Origin of the sequence: Paenibacillus sacheonensis, assembly GCF_009909195.1 — a bacterium.
Lineage (GTDB): Bacteria > Bacillota > Bacilli > Paenibacillales > Paenibacillaceae > Paenibacillus_Z > Paenibacillus_Z sacheonensis.
The window spans coordinates 105,188-124,941 of the sequence record NZ_JAAAMU010000014.1; the positions used below are offsets into that span (position 1 = coordinate 105,188).

The window sequence follows — 19,754 nt, forward strand, 5'->3', positions numbered from 1 at the left end:
AGCGTTGTACGAAGCATGGGGCAGGGCAATTGTTCGAATAAAAAGGAGCCGATCGCATGGCGAAGCACTGGGATGAAGCAATGATTCCCGATCAATCCGGAAAAACGATCGTCATCACCGGCTCGAGCAGCGGACTTGGACTAAGCACGGCAATGGTACTCGCGGGAAAGGGAGCGGAAGTGATCCTTGCCGTTCGCGATATCCAGAAAGGAAATGCTGCGGCGGATCAAATCAAACGGCGGCATACGAACGCGAATGTCAAGGTCATGAAGCTGGATCTGGGTAGTCAGGCTAGCATTCGCTCATTTGCAGCAGCGTACAGGGAGCGATTTACTAACCTATCCGTCTTGATCAACAACGCTGGCGTGATGATGCCGCCCTATCGGAAGACAGCGGACGGCTTCGAGCTTCAATTCGGAACGAACCATTTGGGACACTACGCTTTGACGGGCCAGCTGCTCCCCCTATTGCTCCAAACGTCAAAGTCACGCATCGTCACCGTCGGCAGTTTGGCCGCGAGAAGCGGCCGAATCGATTTCGATAACCTGGACGGTTCGAGAGGCTATCGGGGCTTTGCTTTTTACCGGCAGAGTAAACTCGCGAACGTGCTTTTTGCCAAAGAGCTGCAGCGCCGACTCGCGGAAGCCGGTGCGGAAACGATTAGCGTCGCCTGCCATCCCGGTATAGCGGCGACGAACATTACCTCGCGCGGATCGGGAAATAAATCCGGCTTGCTCCTATTCCTCATGAAGCGATTGTTCCAAAGCGCGGAGATGGGAGCGCTGCCGAGCCTGTACGCGACTACCGTTCCTTCGCTCCATGGCGGCGAATATATCGGACCCGATGGCAAAGGCGCCAAGAAAGGGTATCCGACGTTCGATACGTCGATTGACAAGATCTACGATCCGAAGGTCGCGAAACGCTTATGGGAAGTTTCCGAACGATTGACGGGGCATCGTTATTCATTTTGATTGCGTTATTGAACGCATGATGGAGCAGCTTGCCGCCGGCAGCTGCTCCATTTTTCGTTATGCGACAAGTTACCGATCGTGGGACAGGAGCTGCTGCGCCACGATGTAGCCCGATCCCCCGTTGATGCCGTGACCTGGCCATGTGGCAGCGCCAAGCATGTAAAGATTCGCGATTTCCGACCGGTGGCCTGGTTGTGAGGGAAGCGGACGGAACAAATAACTTTGCATCAAGTCGTGTGATCCGCCATACGGATCGCCTGGGCCGGAATTCGGGTTGAAGCGGGCAATCGTGTCTGGCGTGACGACCGACTTGCCGATAATAGCGTCCGGAATGTTTGGAATATGCTTGCTTGCGATGGCGATAACGCGTTCGGCGAATCGTTCGGTCAACTCATTCGTCCACGTACCGTCTCCGACGTCAATCCGATTAGCGGCATCACCGCGTGGACGACAGGGAACCTCTAGAACCTGGAGCCGCATGATCGCTTTGCCGGCTGGCGCTCGGCTCGGATCGAGATTGGTAGAACAATCGACCGTAAACGTCGGCTTAGCCGGGAGAAGATCTGCCATCCCTTGCGCAATGGCGAGGGTGAAGCCGTCGAGACCGTCGGTCAGATGGGGCTGACCGACGCCGGCAAACCTCGGATCGGGCCATTTCGGCGCTTCTTTCAACGCCAGATGGACCTGAAAGCATCCTCTTCCATAGCGGTAGCGCTTTGCTTGGCTGCGAATGTCGGAGCTGACTGGCGCATCCGCTAGGAGCGACAGATACAACTGGTCCGGACCGGTGGAGGCGACAATAGCGTGTTTTGCGCGGTATTCCTCGTCTTGTGCCGTACGCACGGCGACAGCCTTGCCGTTATTAACGATAATCCGCGCAGCGCTTGTACCCGTCTTGATCGACCCGCCTTGGTCCTGCACTAACTGAGCCAATGCCAGAGCAAGCTTTTCGCTGCCTCCCTCGGGAATAGGCATCCCGCCGCCCATTAGCGCCATCGTCGTAAGAGGCACCCATATGCCGCTGCCGACTTCGTCCGGCGTCCGGCCCAGGTGAGTGACCCATGAAGCCAGCATCGCGCGCATGGTTGGGGACCGGAAATCTCTAACCGCATTGCGAGCGGTGGAAAAAAGGGAGGCGGCGAATGCCGTGTAGCTTTTGCCTCCGGTTCGTTGGTCATACATTAAATCCTGAATCATAGCGGAAGCTCTCGGATCCGATAAGTCCTGGGTGAACAATTCGAATACGTTTCCCGCATACGGTGCAAATTCCTCGAACATGCGTCCCAACACGGCACCGTCTCCGGAGGCGAGACGCTCAGCTTCGGCGGCGAAGTCCTCGCCCGAGCGGGATAAAACGGCTGTCTCGCCGTTCTCCATCGAAACGCCGGTCGGCAGATCCGTATTCACGTAACGCAGCCCGCGGGCTTCGAGCGCTTCCCTAAAGTCCGCATAAGCAGGGCCTGTCACGAACAGCGGGTGGGCTGCCGCGTAGACGTCATGCTTGAATCCGGGCAGCGTCAGTTCTTCCGTTCGCAGGAATCCGCCGGGGCGGTCATTCTTCTCCAGCATAAGAACGCTTCTCCCGGCTCGCGTCAAATAAGCGGCCGCGATCAGCGCGTTGTGCCCGCTGCCAATCATAATTACGTCGTACGTGTTCAATAACACTACCTCCCCCGCGGCTATAAAACATATTTAGTTTAATATAATGAAGCGGCGAGGAATGGCGCTTGCTGTCGACCATTTCATAAAATGCCAGGGATTTAAACCGCAAATTGAAACATGTTGTTTAGCTCAAGTAACGGTTTGGAAGTTTAGGCAGATAGAATAGGAGATCGTGATGTTGAACTAACCCGACTGGTCTTTCGAATAGGAGAGCATTTCGCGGACAACCGCCAAGATCAAGAAATAAAGAGTTATCCATAAATGTGTGCCCCAGGATTTAACATTGTTGTACAATGATAGTGAGACTAGAAGATTCTTTCGGCAGGGGAGTGTTCGATTGAGCGTAACCAGAACCATAAAGCTGCTTGGTTTGATCCTCGGCGTCGCAGCGTTGAATACCGTCGTGTTCTCCCCCGGATTCATCGGAATCGAGCTTGGCGGCAGCGCGCTCTCCTCGGCAATCGGCGCGACCATCCTCGCCGCCAGCGGCATCGCCCTGACCTACGGGTGTTATGCCCTCCTGTTCAAGAGCCCTGCGGCTCTGCCGGTCAAGGAGATCAAGACGCATGAAGATTATGTTGAGGCATTATCCCTATTCAGGCGTATTAAGGTATTAGAAGACGATATGAGTCTGGCCTTGCATCAACTGGAACGCATGCGGAAGAAGAAAAACACGCTGCTGGACATTCTGAAGCAGCGGTTCGATCCCGCGGAATTGAGCTATAAGAAGTTCGCTGCCGTTATTCAAGAGGTGGAGAAGCTCTTCTACCTGAATGTCAGAAGCATCCTCAACCGGCTGCGCACGTTCGACGAGTCGGAATTCGAGAGCGTCTCGGGACGGAAGCCGTCGACCTTATCGCAGGAGCTGCTGCAAGCCCGCAAAAGCCTGTACGGCGAATACCTTTCCTTCACCAAGCAATCGCTCGCCACGAACGAGGAAATTCTGTTGAAGCTGGACCAGCTTCTGCTGGAGATCTCCCGCTTGGACAGCTTGGAGCCGGGCGACATCGACGGCATGCCTTGCATGCAGGAAATCGACGCGTTGATCAAGCAAACCCCATACTACAAGAATTAAGAGGTGGCCTGGATGCAAAGAAAGAGTAAATTCATTCTGATCTCCGTCGTTCTGCTGGCGGTCGTCTTCGGTCTTGTTTATGCCGGAGTAACTTTGACCTCCAATCTGGGCAAATCGAAAGCGGAGGTGACGGCCGAGAATGCCGGCGAACGGTTGAACAAACTGTTCAAGGCTATTTCCCCGGCCAACGAGACGCCCGTGAAGGGCCAAATCGACCTGGACCCCGTCGACGTCGCCGCGTCCTTGCCCGACATCGGCAAGTTTCCCGTCACGGTGAACAACACCAACGACAATTTCGTCGAGATTTTCTCGTCCACGGAAAAATCGGGAACGGGCGTCGACGGTTGGCTGACGGACGCGGCGACCGAATTTAACAAAGCGAACGTGATCGTGGACGGCAACCCCGCGTCGGTCAAGATTCGCAATATCGCCTCGGGCACGGCCACGGACTATATCAAATCCGGTAAATACGTCCCCGATGCGTTCACCCCTTCGAATGAATTATGGGGCGAGATGGTTCAGGCAAGCGGCGTGAAGACGCAGCTCGTGACCAAACGCTTGGTCGGCAACGTCCCCGGAATCGTCATCGCCAAAGCAAAGTACGACGCCATGATCGACAAGTACGGCTCCGTCAATGTCAAGACCGTCACGGAAGCCATCGCCAACAACGAGCTCTCCATGGGGTATACCGATCCCTTCGCGAGCTCCACGGGCTTGAATTTTCTCGTAACGGCGCTTCATACCTTCGATAGCGGCAATATGCTGAGCGACAAGGCCGTGCAGGAATTCGAAACGTTCCAGTCCAACGTGCCTTTCATCGCCTCCACGACCATTCAGATGCGCGATGCGGCCAAGTCCGGCGCCCTGGACGGTTTCGTTCTGGAATACCAGACGTACGTCAATGCGGCGGATTTGAAGAGCGGGTACGTCTTTACGCCGTTCGGGTTCAGACACGATAGTCCGCTCTACGCCTTGGGCGATCTGCCGCAGGCGAAGCTGGATATCCTCAAGAAATTCGCCGAGTTCGTGACGCAAGAGAAGTATAGGAAGACGGCGGAGGAGAAAGGCTTCAACGGCCTGGAAACCTACAAGTCGGAGATTGCCCCGGTGGATGGCGACCTGCTGACGTCCGCGCAGAAAGTATGGAAAGAGAAGAAGAACGGCAGCAAGCCGATCACCGCGGTCTTCGTCACCGACGTCTCCGGGAGCATGGACGGGGAGCCGATCAACCGCTTGAAGGAGTCGCTCTTGAAAGGGCAGAAGTACCTGGGCAGGGACAACAGCATCGGCCTCGTCTCCTACTCGGACGGCGTCACCATCAAGCTGCCGATCGCGAAGTACGATACGAATCAGCAGTCCATGTTCGTCGGAGCGGTGAACAGCCTGCAGTCCGGCGGCGGAACGGCCACCTTCAACGGAATCGTCGTGGCGCTCAAGCTGCTCGAAGATCAATTGGCGATCGACCCGAACACCAAGCCCATTATCTTCGTCCTCAGCGACGGCGAGACGAATCAGGGCTACTCGCTGGAAGACATCAAGGGACTCATCGAGACATATAAGATTCCGATCTACACGATCGGCTACAATGCCAATATTCAAGCGCTCCAGAACATCTCCAGCATTAACGAAGCGGCCAGCATCAACGCGGATACGGACGATGTCGTGTACAAGATCGGCAATCTGTTCAATGTGCAAATGTAACCATTCCGAGGGGGAATTGCAATGGCATTTTCGATGAATGTATCCAGTCCGGAAGAGCTGACGGCGGAGATCGAGCCTACGATACGGCCGTTACCGGAGGAAGAAGCCAAGCTGAAGCAGGAAGCGGATTCGAACGTCGCGATGATCATGGCACTGGATGTCGAGTCCCTGGACCAACGCAAGGAGATTCTTCAATCGATCGACGTTTACGGTCTGAACACCATGAAACGATCGTCCGATAAAAACACCCTGCTGCAGGTCTCGGTCGGCAATCTGGCGAAATCGGGCGATGAAGGCGGCACGGTCGCGAAGGGACTGGCCGATCTGCACGCGCAGCTGAAGGATCTGGATCCGAGCATGATCGATTTTGCCAAGAAGGGATTTCTCGGAAAGCTGTTCCATCCGCTGCGGTCGTACTTCATCAAGTTCGAGAAGGCCGACGACGTCATAGCCGATATCGTCGTGTCGTTGGATAAAGGCGGCGCCACGCTCAGGAACGACAACACGACGCTGGAGCTCGAGCAGCACGAGATCCGAAAGCTGACCAAGACGCTCAAGAAGGAAATTCAGCTCGGAATGCTCATGGACGAATCCATCGAAGCCCAGATCGAAGCAGCCAAGAATCGCGGCGAAGACCCCGAGAAGGTTCGGTTCATAACCGAAGAAATCCTGTTCCCGATGCGCCAGCGCGTCATGGATTTGCAGCAAATGCTGGTCGTCAATCAGCAAGGAATCTTGGCTTACGAGGTCGTCATCCGTAATAATAAGGAGCTCATCCGCGGCGTCGACCGAGCGAAGACCGTCACGATCTCCGCCCTGAAGATCGCCGTTACGGTGGCGAGCGCCTTGTACAACCAAGGGGTCGTGCTCAAAAAGATCGAGCTGCTGAACCAGACCACCACGAACCTGATCGCCGGCACGTCCCGGATGCTGAAGGACCAAGGGGTCGCCATTCATCAGCAGGCTATGGAAGCGACGGTCTCGGTCGATACCTTGAAACAAGCGTTCTCGGACGTCCTGTCCGCGTTCGATTCCATCAGCTCGTATAAACAGCAAGCACTTCCGAAGATGAGGGAAACCATCAACCAGTTCAGGGCATTGGCCGACGATGGCGAGAAGCATATTTCGCGGCTCGAGAAGGGCAACGCGTTGGGGCTGTAAAGAAGCGTTCGGATTCCATAGGCATGTCTGGCAACGGGGAACGGATTGTTCGACGGGAAAGAGCAGCTGCTGAGGCAGCTGCTCTTTATCGTTGAAGTAACGGGCAGTTCGGAGTGTCCGAAGACATGATGAGGAATAAGCCGGCTAGGCAAGAAGAGATTATGGCTGCCCATTTTGGAGCTCTCTTATTTGTTCCGCTTGGCTTTGCAAGCGTGCTCGTTCGGATTTCGGAAATCCGATTCGAACCGTCTTCTCGCTGCACATTTGACAAGAACAATGGACTTTGTTTTTATATAACCGTCCGTACTGCTCATTAGGTACATACCAGCGTATACGAGCGATTTTCTTCTTGCGGGCAATTGCTGCTTGTCGTTGGCGGCGAACAAAAGCTTGATGTCGATTTTTACAAGTCGGTTTCAAATCATCACGTCCCCTTGGTTAGAGGCTCAGCCTGCAGAAGACGCCAAGGATCTATCGATCTGCTACAGGCTGAGCGTGATGACAAGCGCGTTCGGATGCAAAGGGAGATCAGTTCCTTTCCATGTATTGTGCGAGAAACGTACGTCCATTGTACGGCATTGTTGAAGGCATCACAATCGGGTTTTCCCAACAAGAGGGTTCCGCCCCGCCATGGAACACTGCCCCGCCCCGTCGATCAAGCCGGACTCGATGATTTCGCTGGGAATCGTCGCGATGAACTGCCGCATGAAGAAGCAGCCGAACGCGCCCGTCAGACCGGGTATGATCAACCCGGCATACGTGTCGACCCAATGCAGCTTGGATAGAATCACGAAGACCGGAATGATCGTGACTTGCGCGGGAATCATCATCGTGCCCACGTAACCCATGAAGAGCGAATCGCGCCCTTTAAAATCCAGCTTGGCGAATGCGTAACCGCTCATGAAGGAGGTCGCGAGCACGCCGAGCACCGTGCAGACGGTATACAGCACCGTATTCAGAAAATAACGGCCCCAGGGCGCAATGTCCCAGGCTTTTGAATAATTATCCCACTGCAGCGACGAAGGCAGCAGCTTCGGATTTTGGTTCCAGCAAGGCAAACCCTTATAATAAGAGCACACGATAACGACATGGGGCAGGTGTATTGTCATGCAAGCAAAGGTCATGGTCATCGAAGACGAGAAAGCGATCGCGGATGCAATCGCTTATGCCCTGAAGCGCGAAGGCTATGAGGTGGAGGTCGTCGACCGCGGGGATATCGCCGCGAAGCGGTTGGGCGAGACCCGGCCCGACGCGATCATTCTCGATGTCATGCTGCCCGGTATGGACGGCTACGACGTGCTAAAGAAGCTGCAGGACAAAGGCGGCATTGGCGTCATCATGCTGACGGCGAAGGAAGACATCGTGAATAAGGTGCTGGGGCTGGAACTTGGGGCCGACGACTATATGACGAAGCCCTTCGATATGCGGGAGCTGCTTGCGAGGCTCAAATCCCTGCTCCGGCGGATACAGGCCGCCCAGGAGAAGAAGGAGCCGATTGCGCTTCAATTAGGCGGCGTGAAGCTGCACGTCGCTAGAAGAACGGTTATGGCGGGGGAACGCAAGCTGGAGCTGACGCCCAAGGAATTCGACTTGTTGGCGCTGCTGGCAGCCAATCCCGACAGGGTGTACGAAAGGGAGCAGCTGCTGGACCTGGTGTGGGGGATGGATTATTACGGAGGCACGCGTACGGTAGACATCCATGTGCAGCGCCTGCGCAAAAAGTTAGGGCCCGGCTACGGCGACATCATCCAAACTGTCCACGGCATCGGCTACAGGGCGTCCGGAGGACACGGTGAGAATTAGCATCAAGCTGAAATTCAGCCTGTTCCTCGCCGGTCTACTGCTGCTTACGGTATTCGTGCTCAGCCTGCTGGTGCTCCAAGGAATCGAGCGGAATCAACGCGCGCAGGCGGAGAGGTTCCTCGCGCAGCAAGCCGATACGGCGAACGTCTATTTCGAACAATCCATCCTGGAGCAATCCAATAAAGTTCCCCAGACCTTTCTGGAGACCATGGGAGCGTCGTTCGTCGAGAACTTGGAGCAGATTAGCGGGCAGCCCGTCGTTCTGTACGATGGGAGCGGCGCCGTCGTAGGGAAGGGGGATTCGTCTTCTCCATCCGGCAGCATTAAACAAATGCTGCCTTATGCGCTGGCGAACAAAACCGCGTATTCGGTGGAAGGGGAGGGCATGTATTATTTAACCCCCCTGCGTACGGGTACGGGCGGCCAGCAGATCGGCGTGATCCAGTTCTATTACTCCCTCCATGACCACCAAGCCTTTTATAAAGAGATTAAGCGATTGTTCCTCTATATCGGAGCGGGCGTGTTCGTGCTTTGCTTCCTCTTGGGTTATTTGTTCTTTAGCTCGTTCGCTCGCAGTATCATTCGGCTGAACGACACGGTAGGCCGTATCCGCGAGGGACGGTTCTCGGTTCCGGTCATGAAGCGGAGGGACGAGATCGGGGAACTCGGCTCGGGTATCGCCGCCATGAGCGAGCGCCTCATGACCACGATGCGCGACAAGGACGATGAACGGGAGAAGCTGGCGCTTGCGGTACGCAAGCTGTCGGATCTGGATCGGCAGCAGAAGGCGTTTATCGGCAATGTCACGCATGAGTTCAAGACGCCGCTGACTTCGATTAAAGCCTACCTCGATCTGCTCGAGATGTATCCGGATGACGAGGAACTGCCGGCCACCGCCCAAACGCATATCGCCGCAGAGACGCAGCGGCTCTACGATATGGTGGAGAAGGTGCTGCAATTGTCCGCGATGGAGAAATACGACTTTGAATATAACAAGGAAAGGATCGAGGTACGGGCGACGATCGAGTCGGTGCTGGGCGGCTTGAAGGGGAAAATGGATAAGTTCGGCCTCGCGCTGGAAACGGATCTGCATGAAGCCTATATGGAGGCCGATAAGGATTACATGAATATCGTGCTCGCGAACCTGCTTGACAATGCGATCAAATACAACAAAACGAACGGCAGCATCCGCGTAAGCAACGTTGCCGGTGCCGATGAGATGGTCATCGAAATAGCCGACACGGGAATCGGCATTCCGGGCGGGCTCGGAGATCAAATCTTCGAAGCGTTCTACACGGTGGACAGGAATCGATCCAGGGAGCATGGCGGTGCCGGACTAGGGCTGTCGCTGGCGAAGCGCTATGCCGAGACGCAGGGCGGCAGCATCTCCATCGTGAAGTCGGATGGCGACGGCACGACGTTCCGAATCACGTTCCCGATTCAATCTCGATAAGATTGTTTACAACTCGGAAACAACGCTTCGTTTATTCGAAATATTCGGTTGTTATTGTAAGCATCAGGAGGCGATCACATTGAATCGAACAAAATTAGCCATCATGGCTTGCGTGCCTGCATTGCTGCTTACCATCACCGCGTGCAGCGGAAACGGCGGAGGAAGTCGCGAGGTTATAAAGGAACCGGGAGGCGGCACCTTTACAGTTATCGATAACGAAAGCAAGGCGCCTACGGCGGGACCGGCCATTACGGTGACCGGCATCCAGCGGTACGATAAGGCGGAAATATCCGGTTGGCTGGACGAGGATACGGTCCTTGTATCCAAGGAGAACGACGCTTTAGCGAAGATGAAGCTGGAGGAGCTGGCAGATTCTTACCCGCGCAGCTTGTACCTCTTGAAGCTGAAGACGGGAGAGCTCGTGCCGCTGAAGGAGCAAGAGAACGTATTCCTGGGCGGGGCCAGTTTGTCGCCGGACAAAAAGCATCTCCTCTACTCGGAGTACACGCTAGGCGACCCTACTTATCATGTGTTGAACATGGAAACGCTAAAGTCGTTTCGCCTGGCCGGCGATCCCATCGGAGGAGCCGCAAGCGCCAGATGGGCGGACGATAATAGCATTATCGGGACTTCTTATGCGGGCGGAGCTTTCACGGCAACCACGGAAGGCGATATCGCCGCGATTAAGGCATTGAACCAAGGCGCGTTAATTATCGTCGTCAAGCTCGGCAGCAATATTTATTACAATACCAATGCGGATGAGACTCTGAAAGTGCTTCGCCTGGATACCAACGAGACCAAGGATATGGGGTTAGGGTCCGTGGGCAGCGTCATTCCTTCGCCTGACGGCAAGCAGCTGCTGGTGAAGCAGTACGATGGCTCTAAAGTCAAGCTTGTCCTGTGCGATCAAGATGGAGGGAATGCGAAGACGATTGCGGAGGGAGCGGAGCTTGGCGGAATTTCCTGGTCAGCGGATCAGCGGTTGATCGCGTACAGCATGCAAGCGGAGGTAAACGGCACGACGGTCAAAGGCTTATACGTCCACGATCTGCTGGCCGATAACGCGACCCGTATCGCAGCCGATGTCGAGAACGCCGTAAGTTCCTCGTGGAGTCCCTCAGGCGACAAGCTCTCTTACTCGGTATGGAACGGAAGCAGCTACGACAGCAGGGTCGTCGAGATTCGTACTTCCCTGAAGTGACGTTTTGTCAAAGATCTGATATAACGGGGGGAAAGCATGGAGATGATATTACCTCCAGCCAAGGCGTTCAAAGGAGTAACTGGGAAATGAGGTCGAGAAAGAAACGATAGTTAACGCATCTTGGAGCAGTTCGCCGTCGGCGGCTGTTCCATTTTTTCGTTAAGCTGCATGCCCAAGCGCTAAATAAAATGTTGATTCGGAGGTGTTGACATTTAAAGGGAGATCGCATATATTGTTTACATACCAACCGAATGTATGTAAGGAGATTGCAAATGGCAAGAAATAAATTCCCGGAGGAAACGACCAACCAAATCCTAACCGTGGCACTGAATCTGTTTATTCAAAAAGGCTACGAGCAGACCTCCATCCAGGACATCATCAACGGGCTGGGCGGGCTGACAAAAGGAGCGATCTACCATCACTTCAAGTCGAAGGAGGAGATCATGCAGGCCGTCATCGACCATCTGTTCAAAGACGTCGACGAGATGCTCTCCGGCGTCCGGGACGATAAGGAGTTAAACGGTCTGGAGAAGCTGCGCAAGATTTCCCGCGTCTCGCTCAGCAATCCTGCCCAAGACGAGATGGCGGCTGCTGCGCCGAACCTGTTACGCAATCCGAAGCTGCTGGCGGCCCAGATCGAGCATATGCTCGAAAAAGCCATTCCCGTCTATATCCAGCCCATCATCGAACAAGGGATGCAGGACGGCTCGATCCGAACCGAGTATCCGAGGGAGCTTAGCGAAGTGCTGCTGATCCTCACCAATCTGTGGCTGAACCCGGCGGTTATCCCGGCTTCGCCCGAGACGATGCTGAACAAGGTAAAGGTTTTCGATGAACTGTTGAAGGGCTTGGGGCTGGATCTGTTCGATGAGCAAATGTTCCAACGCTATGAGGAACTGTTCCGTAGGTCGGCTAGAGAAGTGCACAGCGAAAAGTAAACTGCCGCTAAGGCAGCTTATTTTTGGAGTCATACATACCGTCGGTCGGTATGAACGAGAGATGAAAGAAACTTGGCTTCAAAATCATACAGGAAACTTATTCTAAGGAGATGTGAAGATGATGAATCAACAACCGACAATGAGCTCCCGCTCGCAGGAACGCAACGCAGTGACAAACTTTAGCGCAAGCAACCTGACCAGAGGCGACTTTGCCGGCGTTACCGCCCATAAAGGACAGTTTAAAGGCAGCGCGCTCTCCGGTTCCGACTTTGCGGGCGCGAACTTGACCGGCAGCACGTTCAAGGGCAGCGATGTGCGCGCAGCCAATTTCGACGGCGCGAATCTGACGGACTGCAGGCTAACCGCGCTTGACCTGACGAACGCAAGCTTCAATAAGACGATTCTTGTGCGAACCCATATCGGCAGCTCTCTGCTTGAAGGAGCCAAATTCACCGGAGTCAGATTGACCGACGTCGCGTTAACGATGACCGATCTGAGAAAAACAAAATTCGAAAATTGCGTGTTCGATGGCGTTGATTTCAAAAGCTCCGATTTGAGCGGGAAGCGTCTGGACGGACTGACGTTTATCGGCGTCAAGTTCGAGAAAGCCGGATTAACCGACGTATCGTTCAAGGGCGCCATATTGAAGAATGTTTCTTTCCATCCGGGATTTACGTTGACTAAAAAGTACTACCGCATGATCAAGACCATCTGCTTTGACGGCGCGACGATGGATAAACTGACCTTTGCGATGCTCAAAGGCATGGATGCTAACCTGTCGAACGTCACGGTCATATAACGGAGCCCGTTAACCTTTGCACAAAAATGAAAACAAAGCGAGGGATACGAAATGAATAAGACGATAGAACAAAGCGGCTTCTCCGAAACAGGCCTGCGAAAAATACGCGGCATGCTCTCGCGGCATGTCGAGTCCGGGAAGATTCCCGGACTGGTCGCCTTAATCAGCCGGAACGGCGAGACGCATGTCGAAGCCATCGGCACGATGCGCCATGATGGCGGTTCGCCGATGCGCCGGGACACGATCTTCCGGATGGCGTCCACTTCCAAGATGGTCGGGGCCGCGCCGGTGATGGTCCTGCTCGACGAGTGCAAGCTGCATCTGGATGATCCGGTAGATACATGGCTGCCCGAACTCGCCAACCGGGAGGTGTTGAAACGACCCGATGGCCCGCTGGACGAAACCGTGCCGGCGCGGCGGCCGATCACCGTGCGGGATCTGTTGACTTCTACGTTCGGGCTCGGCGTGGATATCACGCTGATGGGCTCCCCGGTCCAAAATGCGATCTTCGAGAATGGATTATTCGATACGCCGGGGCAGGAGCTGCCCGAGCCCGATGAGTGGATGCGCCGCTTAGGCACGCTCCCGCTCTGCTACCAGCCTGGGGAACGGTGGCAGTACCACGTCAGCAACGAAGTGCTCGGCGTGCTCGTTGCCAGGGTATCGGGTCAAACGTTCGAGACGTTCCTGCGCGAGCGGATTCTGGATCCGCTCGGGATGAAGGATACCGGCTTCCACGTGCCCGCGGGCAAGATCGACCGCCTGCCGCCCGCCTACATCCCCGATCCGCAGACCGGGCAGTTCATCGTATGGGATGAAGCCGAAGGCGGACGCTACACGGCGCCCCCGGCGTTTCAAGCAGGCGGAGGCGGGCTGCTCTCGACCGTCGACGACTATCATGCTTTTCTGGGGATGCTGCTGAATCAAGGGATGCACGGAACCGAACGGATCCTGTCGCGGCCGGCCGTCCAGTTGATGACCACCAACCGGCTTACGCCCGAGCAACAATCGTTCCGGGACGACTTGGCCAAAAACAACGTCCATTTGTCGCATGGTCAAGGGCAGCACGGCGGCTGGGGCTTCGGGATGGCGGTCCGCACCTATCGCGGCGACTACGCGCCCATCGGTCAGTTCGGCTGGGATGGCGGAACCGGCACCTCGGCGTATGCGGACCCGGACAAACGGCTTACCGGAGTCCTGCTCACTCAAGTCGGAATGTCCACCCAGGACTCGGCGCATCTTATCCATGATTTCTGGACCATGGCCTATCAGGCGATCGAAGACTAATTACGGGGAAGCTGCCCTATTTCATTGGACGACTATCGGCTGCACCGCTTCGATTACAATGGTGCCTTCGCTTATATCGCGCCGTAGAAGACAATCTAGTAAGGAAGCCATAAGTTCGGATAGAAAGGTCCTTGCGTCCGGTTTAGACGCAGGGACTTCTTTGTTCGTCGTACGGGCGAATTTCCCGATGCTTCGGCGTTAACAGGTATAAACTACGCGGAGCGCTAATAAGGCTAGTAAAGACAAGCCTGCATATGCATTGCACGAAGCGTCAACGATCCCAAAGGAGGCCGAAACAATGGCAGCGAAAATCGCGTTTATTGGCGCGGGAAGTCTGGTATTCACGAAAAATCTGGTGCGCGACCTGCTTACATTTCCCGCTTTCCAAGACTGTACGATTGCGCTGATGGATATCGACTCGGAACGGCTGGCCTTCGCCAAGGCCGCGGTTCAGAACATCATTGCCGCGGGAGAGTACCGGAATACGGTCTTGGAGGCAACGACCAGCCGCGAAGAGGCGCTTACCGGAGCGAACGGCGTCGTTGTCACGATTCTGGCAGGCGGCTTCGACGTGTATCGAAACGATGTCGAAATTCCGAAAAAGTACGGCGTCGACATCAATATCGGAGACACGCGCGGACCTGCCGGCATTTTCCGTTTCTTGAGAACGCTTCCGCCGATGCTGGAAATATGCCGCGACGTCGAGCGGATCTGTCCGGATGCGATCGTTCTTAATTACACGAATCCGATGGCGATGCTCTGCAGAGCGCTGCAAAGCGAAACGAAGGCGCAGGTAACCGGTCTGTGCCACAGCGTACAAGGAACGGCCGCCATGCTGGCGGGCTGGATCGGCGCGCCGATGGATGAAGTGACGTATACCTGCGCGGGCATCAATCATCAGGCCTTCTACCTGGATTTCAAATGGAAGGGGAAAGATGCCTACCCGCTCATTCGCCGCGCAGTCGAGAACGATGCGGCCATCTATAACGAAGAGATCGTCAGAAACGAGATGTTCCTCTACTTGGACTATTATGTTACGGAATCAAGCGGGCATAATTCCGAGTACAACGCGTGGTTCCGCAAGCGGCCGGATTTGATCGAGCGGTACTGCACGCACGGCACAGGCTGGAATCCGGGCGAATACGGCGCCATCATCAAGTATGGCGAGCGCATGAAGAACAATTGGCAGAAGCAGATGGAAGCGTGGCGCGACGCTCCGGTCGATCTGGCGCGGGGAGGCGAATATGCTTCGTATATCTTCAATGCGGCGTTCGGCGACGGAACATTGTTTGCGTTCAATGGCAACGTGCGCAATGCCGGGTTGATCGACAACTTGCCGGAGGGCGCCTGCGTCGAGGTGCCGGTTCTGGCATCAAGAAAGGGATTGTCGCCGATCCACGTCGGCAAGCTGCCCGACCATTTGGCCATTCTCGTGAATACGAGCGCCAGATGCGAGGAGCTCGCAGTCGAAGGCGCGTTATCCGGAGATCGCCGCAAAATCCTGCACGCGGTCGCGTTCGATCCGCTGACCTCCGCCGTGCTTAGCCTGGAGGAAATCAACAACATGGTGAACGAGATGTTTGAAGCGAATCGCGAATGGCTCCCTCAGTTCGATAAGGGGATAAACGCTTGAAGCGTGCAGGCAAAGCGCCGAGAAATTCGTTATAATCACTCCAAAGTAGGGCTGACCCAAAGGGCAGCCCTATTTTGGCAATCCCGCTTTACGCACAATACAGCTATCGTTCACTTGACACCTACGCTTGCGAAATGACCAATCTTGCTTATAGCTTGCGGATAACGCGCCGATTTCATGCACTTTATCCGCTCCTCGGTTCGAAGTTTCAACGACTGCTGCCGAGGTGATGAAGCACTCGACTTGATCCTGACTGGTGAAATAGCAAACCGTCCGCATACGAATTTTGGCAGCAAAAGAATGTTTGACATTCTACCTACTAGAAGGTAGAATCTGAACAGGAAGCGAACGCCGATCCTTGCAAGAACGTTCTCGCTGCCGATCGATGCAACTTGGCTGCGGGAGGCATTCAGTTCACCTTGGAGGAAAATCAGGGATTCATCTTCGCTTTTATATCTATCTTTTGATAGGTAGACGAATAGGAAACGGATACGATCTGGATATCCGTACACCATAATTCGAAGGTTTCGCCGTAGTCGGAGGTCAGCTCGGATGGTCGAAAGACAAGTCGCCGGAATGGCGGGTAATCGGGCCTTAATCGCTCGCCCGGTGCGCAACCATGAAGAACGTAACTAAAGGTAATTCCGAAGTGGAGGTGAACAGATGATATACGAATTGAGGATTTACGATGTCAGCCCGGGCAAAATGGAGGCGATTATCGAACGCTTCGACAACCATGTCGTCGCCTTATTCGCGAAGCACGGGATGCCGATCAAGCAGTTCTGGGTGGATGCGGATGACGCCAACAATCGCTTATATTATGTTGTCGAGCATCGCGACATGGAAGCCCGGAATTTGAACTATGAACGATTCCGCGCCGACGCTGAATGGATCGAAGTCAAACGGATCTCGGAGCTGAACGGCCCTCTGACGCAGAAACAGGAAAGTATTTTCATGCGTAACGCGGACTTTTTCAAAACGAGCTAAACCAACTATACCAACGAAATTAACATGCGAATGGAGCGAATCAACAATGAAAACACTCGTCATCGTAGCACACCCGAACCTGGAATCATCCAATTGGAACAAAGCATGGGTCGAAGAATTGAAGAAGAACGGCGACATTACCATCCATGAATTGTACAAGGAATATCCAAGCAAGAACATCGACGTGAAGCGCGAACAACAGCTCGTCGAAGCGCATGACCGCATTATTTTCCAATATCCGCTCTACTGGTACAACATGCCGCCGCTGCTGAAACAATGGTTCGACGACGTGCTGCTGTACAATTGGGCATACGGTCCCGAAGCGACGGCGACGACGGGCAAAGAAATCGGAGTTGCCATCTCGACGTACGGCACTGCGGAGTCCTACCAGCCGACGGGATCCAACCGTCTGACGCTGGAACAAATTTTGGCGCCGGTTCAAGCCAGCGCGCGCTTCATCAGCGCCGTGTACCTGCCGCACTTCTCGGTCAACGACACGTCCGACGTGACGCCCGAGCGTTTGGCGCAGAGCAGCAAAGCGTACGTCAATCATATCTTGTCGGTTAAACCGGCGGTGGAGGCAAAATGAAGGACGTAACGATCGACGTTTATATGGATACGGTATGTCCTTGGTGCCGAATGGGCGATGCGAGCCTGAGAGCCGCGCTGAAGGAACTGCCGGAAGGCACGAACGCCGTTATTCGCTATCATGCGTATCAGCTGAATCCCGGCATCCGCAAGGAAGGCGAGGACTATCGGAAGGTCATGATCGGGCGTTTGGGCGGAGAGGCGCAATTTCAAGCCAGAATGAAACAATATAATCAGACCGGTTCGCAGTTCGGATTGAATTACAATATGGATCTGGTGAAGTATACTCCCAATTCCGTGTTGTCGCACCAACTGATCGCGATTACGCCGAAGCATCTGCAATCGCAGCTCCTCGAGCGTTTATATACGGCTTATTTCGAAGAAGGCGCGAATCTCGGCGATGTGGACGAACTCGTGAAAATCGCGCAAGCGAGCGGGGTTACGAACGATCCCGAGGCAACCAAGCAGCGGCTTCTCCAAGGAGAAGGACTTGATAAAGTGGATGAGGGGCAGCGAGACGCGCAGAAGCTTGGCATCCGGGGCGTGCCTTACTATATCGTCAACGATAAGGATGCATTGACGGGCCTGCAGTCGCCTGCCGATCTGATCAGCGCATTCAAGCGGCAATAAGAGGCTGCCGGAATACTATCGAATAGCGGTTTCGAACAATAATCATACCACCAAGGAGCGATTATAAAATGAGCATTCAAGGGAAAGCATATGTCATCACGGGCGGCAGCAGCGGTCTTGGCAAAGCCATGGCGGCAGAAATCGTGAAGCGCGGCGGAAATGTCGTCATCAACGGACGCCGCGAACAAGCGTTGGCGGATGCGGCGAAGGATATCGATCCGACAGGCCAGCACGTGCATACCGTAGCGGGCGATGTCGCGGAGCCTTCAGTCGCGCAGCGCCTGGTCGACGAAGCATTGGCCAAATTCGGCCGCATCGATACGCTGATCAACAATGCGGGCATCTTCATCGCGAAGCCGTTCACGGAGTACACCGAAGAAGATTTCGCGAGATACATGGGCACGAACGTGGTCGGCTTCTTCCATCTGACGCAGCGCGCGCTTGTGCAAATGCTGAAACAAGGCACGGGCCATGTCGTCAGCATCACGACAAGCCTGACGGATTCGCCGACGGAGCAAGTGCCTTCCGCGCTTGCCAACTTGACGAAGGGCGGCCTGAACTCCACCACAAAAGCGCTGGCGATCGAGTATGCGAAACGCGGCATCCGCGTGAACGCCGTGTCGCCTGGCGTTATCAAAACGCCGATGCATGCGCCTGAAACGCATGAATTTCTGGCACAGCTCCACCCGATGGGACGCATGGGGGAGGAGCAGGAGATCGTCGAAGCGGTGCTTTACTTGGATTCGGCGAAGTTCGTAACGGGAGAAATTCTACACGTAGACGGAGGCCAAAGCGCGGGCTAAACGAAGCCGCATTGGTGCCGTATCGCAGTATGAACAAGACTGGGCATCTGCATCTAACGGTGCCAACGCTATCAATAGCAAGGAAGCGGTCGCCAGCTCGGCGACCGCTTCCTTTTTCGTTGCCGCGTTTGCTCGAATGGATTACATGCTTTTGGCATTCTGCCGGTAAGCGGTCGGGGACATGCCCGTCTTGTGCTTGAAGAGATTCGAGAAGTACTGCGGGTCATCGTAACCGAGGTGTACGGCAATATCGCCAACTGCCATCTCGGTATCCGAGAGCATCATTTTGGCCATGTCTATTTTTCTCGTCAAGACGTATTGATAGATCGTGCTGCCCGCATGCTGCTTGAAGATGCGGCTTAATTGCTTGAAGGAAAGGCCCATATGCCTCGAGAAATCATCCGATCGAAAATCCTCTCCCACCAGCCGGTCCAGATAGAGCTTCATTCGGCTCATCACGGGCGAGAAATAGTCGGAATCCTGCCTCAGTCGATGTTGAAGAGCCAGCATGATTTCCGCGCAGCTCAGTATGAACGTCGTCTGTTCATGAAGCCCTTCGCTTCTAAGCTTAGCCGCCTCGAAGCCTTCGAGAAACAAATGGCCGATCCCGCAGTTCGGAATAAAAGAGGTATGCAGCAGATGAAAGGTTTCCAGAAGCGGAAGGCTATTGCCATGGACATTGTACCAATAATAAGTCCAAGGCTCGTTCGAATCCGAAAGGGCGGTCACCTCATGCCTGCTGTCTTTCCTCAGTATAAAAGCATCGCCCTTCCCTAGGCGTTGCTTCTCCGCGTTCACCTGGATTTCCCCATGTCCGTTTATCACATATCCAAGCACGGTAATAGCGGCTTTCTCCCGAATGTTCTTATAAGTCGGCGCGCAGTAGTTGATGCCAACCATAGGTACATATACAGGTAAATCAGGAGAGTGCGGGAGCGTATGTATGTCGCTGCGCTTATGATGGTTGGCGCCGTGGATTTCTTCTATTTGAGAAATGTCCATTTTCCTCACCCAACCTTCGTTTTCCTCTATGTTCATCCGTTCGTGAAGATACTATCATGG

General features: G+C 54.7%; 18 protein-coding genes. 15 read left to right on the top strand and 3 right to left on the bottom strand.

Annotated features, from left to right (window positions below):
• Positions 1-56: 56 nt before the first annotated feature.
• Positions 57-971: an oxidoreductase gene (locus tag GT003_RS22915; RefSeq protein ID WP_161702237.1), complete on the top strand. Its 915-nt coding sequence runs from the start codon at positions 57-59 to the stop codon at positions 969-971.
• Positions 972-1,040: 69 nt separating this feature from the next.
• Here the strand turns inward: GT003_RS22915 and GT003_RS22920 are convergent, their stop codons facing one another.
• Positions 1,041-2,630 (bottom strand): phytoene desaturase family protein, encoded by a 1,590-nt coding sequence (locus tag GT003_RS22920; RefSeq protein WP_161702239.1) that lies wholly within the window; start codon positions 2,628-2,630, stop codon positions 1,041-1,043.
• Positions 2,631-2,970: 340 nt separating this feature from the next.
• Here GT003_RS22920 and GT003_RS22925 point away from each other — a divergent pair, with 340 nt between their 5' ends.
• The 3 genes from GT003_RS22925 to GT003_RS22935 are packed head-to-tail and all read left to right on the top strand — an operon-like array spanning position 2,971 to position 6,570.
• Positions 2,971-3,708, top strand: coding sequence for a hypothetical protein (locus tag GT003_RS22925; RefSeq protein WP_161702241.1), 738 nt, complete (start codon positions 2,971-2,973; stop codon positions 3,706-3,708).
• 12 nt (positions 3,709-3,720) lie between these two features.
• The gene (locus tag GT003_RS22930; protein WP_161702244.1) at positions 3,721-5,409 is read left to right on the top strand and encodes a vWA domain-containing protein; all 1,689 of its coding nucleotides are present in this window, start codon (positions 3,721-3,723) and stop codon (positions 5,407-5,409) included.
• A 21-nt stretch (positions 5,410-5,430) separates the two neighbouring features.
• Positions 5,431-6,570, top strand: coding sequence for a toxic anion resistance protein (locus GT003_RS22935; protein WP_161702246.1), 1,140 nt, complete (start codon positions 5,431-5,433; stop codon positions 6,568-6,570).
• Positions 6,571-7,160: 590 nt separating this feature from the next.
• On the opposite strand, the gene GT003_RS22940 is transcribed toward GT003_RS22935, so the two are convergent.
• Positions 7,161-7,679 carry a carbohydrate ABC transporter permease gene (locus GT003_RS22940; RefSeq protein WP_239566059.1) on the bottom strand — a complete coding sequence of 173 codons (519 nt, stop codon included), beginning with the start codon at positions 7,677-7,679 and terminating at the stop codon, positions 7,161-7,163.
• On the opposite strand from GT003_RS22940, the gene GT003_RS22945 reads away from it, so the two are divergent.
• The 11 genes from GT003_RS22945 (at position 7,678) to GT003_RS22995 (ending at position 18,692) form a co-directional block, all read left to right on the top strand.
• Positions 7,678-8,373, top strand: a complete 696-nt coding sequence (locus GT003_RS22945; RefSeq protein WP_161702250.1) for a response regulator transcription factor — start codon at positions 7,678-7,680, stop codon at positions 8,371-8,373. The genes GT003_RS22940 and GT003_RS22945 overlap by 2 nt on opposite strands.
• Positions 8,363-9,826 carry an ATP-binding protein gene (locus GT003_RS22950; protein WP_161702253.1) on the top strand — a complete coding sequence of 488 codons (1,464 nt, stop codon included), beginning with the start codon at positions 8,363-8,365 and terminating at the stop codon, positions 9,824-9,826. The genes GT003_RS22945 and GT003_RS22950 overlap by 11 nt, the downstream gene beginning before the upstream one ends.
• A gap of 79 nt (positions 9,827-9,905) precedes the next feature.
• Positions 9,906-11,027, top strand: a complete 1,122-nt coding sequence (locus GT003_RS22955; RefSeq protein WP_161702255.1) for a TolB-like translocation protein — start codon at positions 9,906-9,908, stop codon at positions 11,025-11,027.
• A gap of 272 nt (positions 11,028-11,299) precedes the next feature.
• The gene (locus tag GT003_RS22960) at positions 11,300-11,965 is read left to right on the top strand and encodes a TetR/AcrR family transcriptional regulator (protein ID WP_161702257.1); all 666 of its coding nucleotides are present in this window, start codon (positions 11,300-11,302) and stop codon (positions 11,963-11,965) included.
• 118 nt (positions 11,966-12,083) lie between these two features.
• Positions 12,084-12,764: a pentapeptide repeat-containing protein gene (locus GT003_RS22965; RefSeq protein WP_161702259.1), complete on the top strand. Its 681-nt coding sequence runs from the start codon at positions 12,084-12,086 to the stop codon at positions 12,762-12,764.
• Between the two features lie 51 nt (positions 12,765-12,815).
• On the top strand, positions 12,816-14,051 hold the full coding sequence (locus GT003_RS22970) for a serine hydrolase domain-containing protein (RefSeq protein WP_161702261.1): 1,236 nt from the start codon (positions 12,816-12,818) through the stop codon (positions 14,049-14,051).
• A 298-nt stretch (positions 14,052-14,349) separates the two neighbouring features.
• On the top strand, positions 14,350-15,684 hold the full coding sequence (melA, locus tag GT003_RS22975) for an alpha-galactosidase (protein WP_161702263.1): 1,335 nt from the start codon (positions 14,350-14,352) through the stop codon (positions 15,682-15,684).
• A 663-nt stretch (positions 15,685-16,347) separates the two neighbouring features.
• Positions 16,348-16,671 carry an NIPSNAP family protein gene (locus GT003_RS22980; protein ID WP_161702265.1) on the top strand — a complete coding sequence of 108 codons (324 nt, stop codon included), beginning with the start codon at positions 16,348-16,350 and terminating at the stop codon, positions 16,669-16,671.
• A gap of 46 nt (positions 16,672-16,717) precedes the next feature.
• Positions 16,718-17,260, top strand: a complete 543-nt coding sequence (locus GT003_RS22985) for an NAD(P)H-dependent oxidoreductase (protein ID WP_161702267.1) — start codon at positions 16,718-16,720, stop codon at positions 17,258-17,260.
• Positions 17,257-17,889 carry a DsbA family oxidoreductase gene (locus tag GT003_RS22990; protein WP_161702269.1) on the top strand — a complete coding sequence of 211 codons (633 nt, stop codon included), beginning with the start codon at positions 17,257-17,259 and terminating at the stop codon, positions 17,887-17,889. The genes GT003_RS22985 and GT003_RS22990 overlap by 4 nt, the downstream gene beginning before the upstream one ends.
• Before the next feature lie 68 nt (positions 17,890-17,957).
• Positions 17,958-18,692, top strand: a complete 735-nt coding sequence (locus GT003_RS22995) for an SDR family NAD(P)-dependent oxidoreductase (protein ID WP_161702271.1) — start codon at positions 17,958-17,960, stop codon at positions 18,690-18,692.
• Positions 18,693-18,833: 141 nt separating this feature from the next.
• Here GT003_RS22995 and GT003_RS23000 read toward each other — a convergent pair whose 3' ends face one another.
• Positions 18,834-19,730, bottom strand: coding sequence for an AraC family transcriptional regulator (locus GT003_RS23000; RefSeq protein WP_346266596.1), 897 nt, complete (start codon positions 19,728-19,730; stop codon positions 18,834-18,836).
• Positions 19,731-19,754 lie beyond the last annotated feature (24 nt).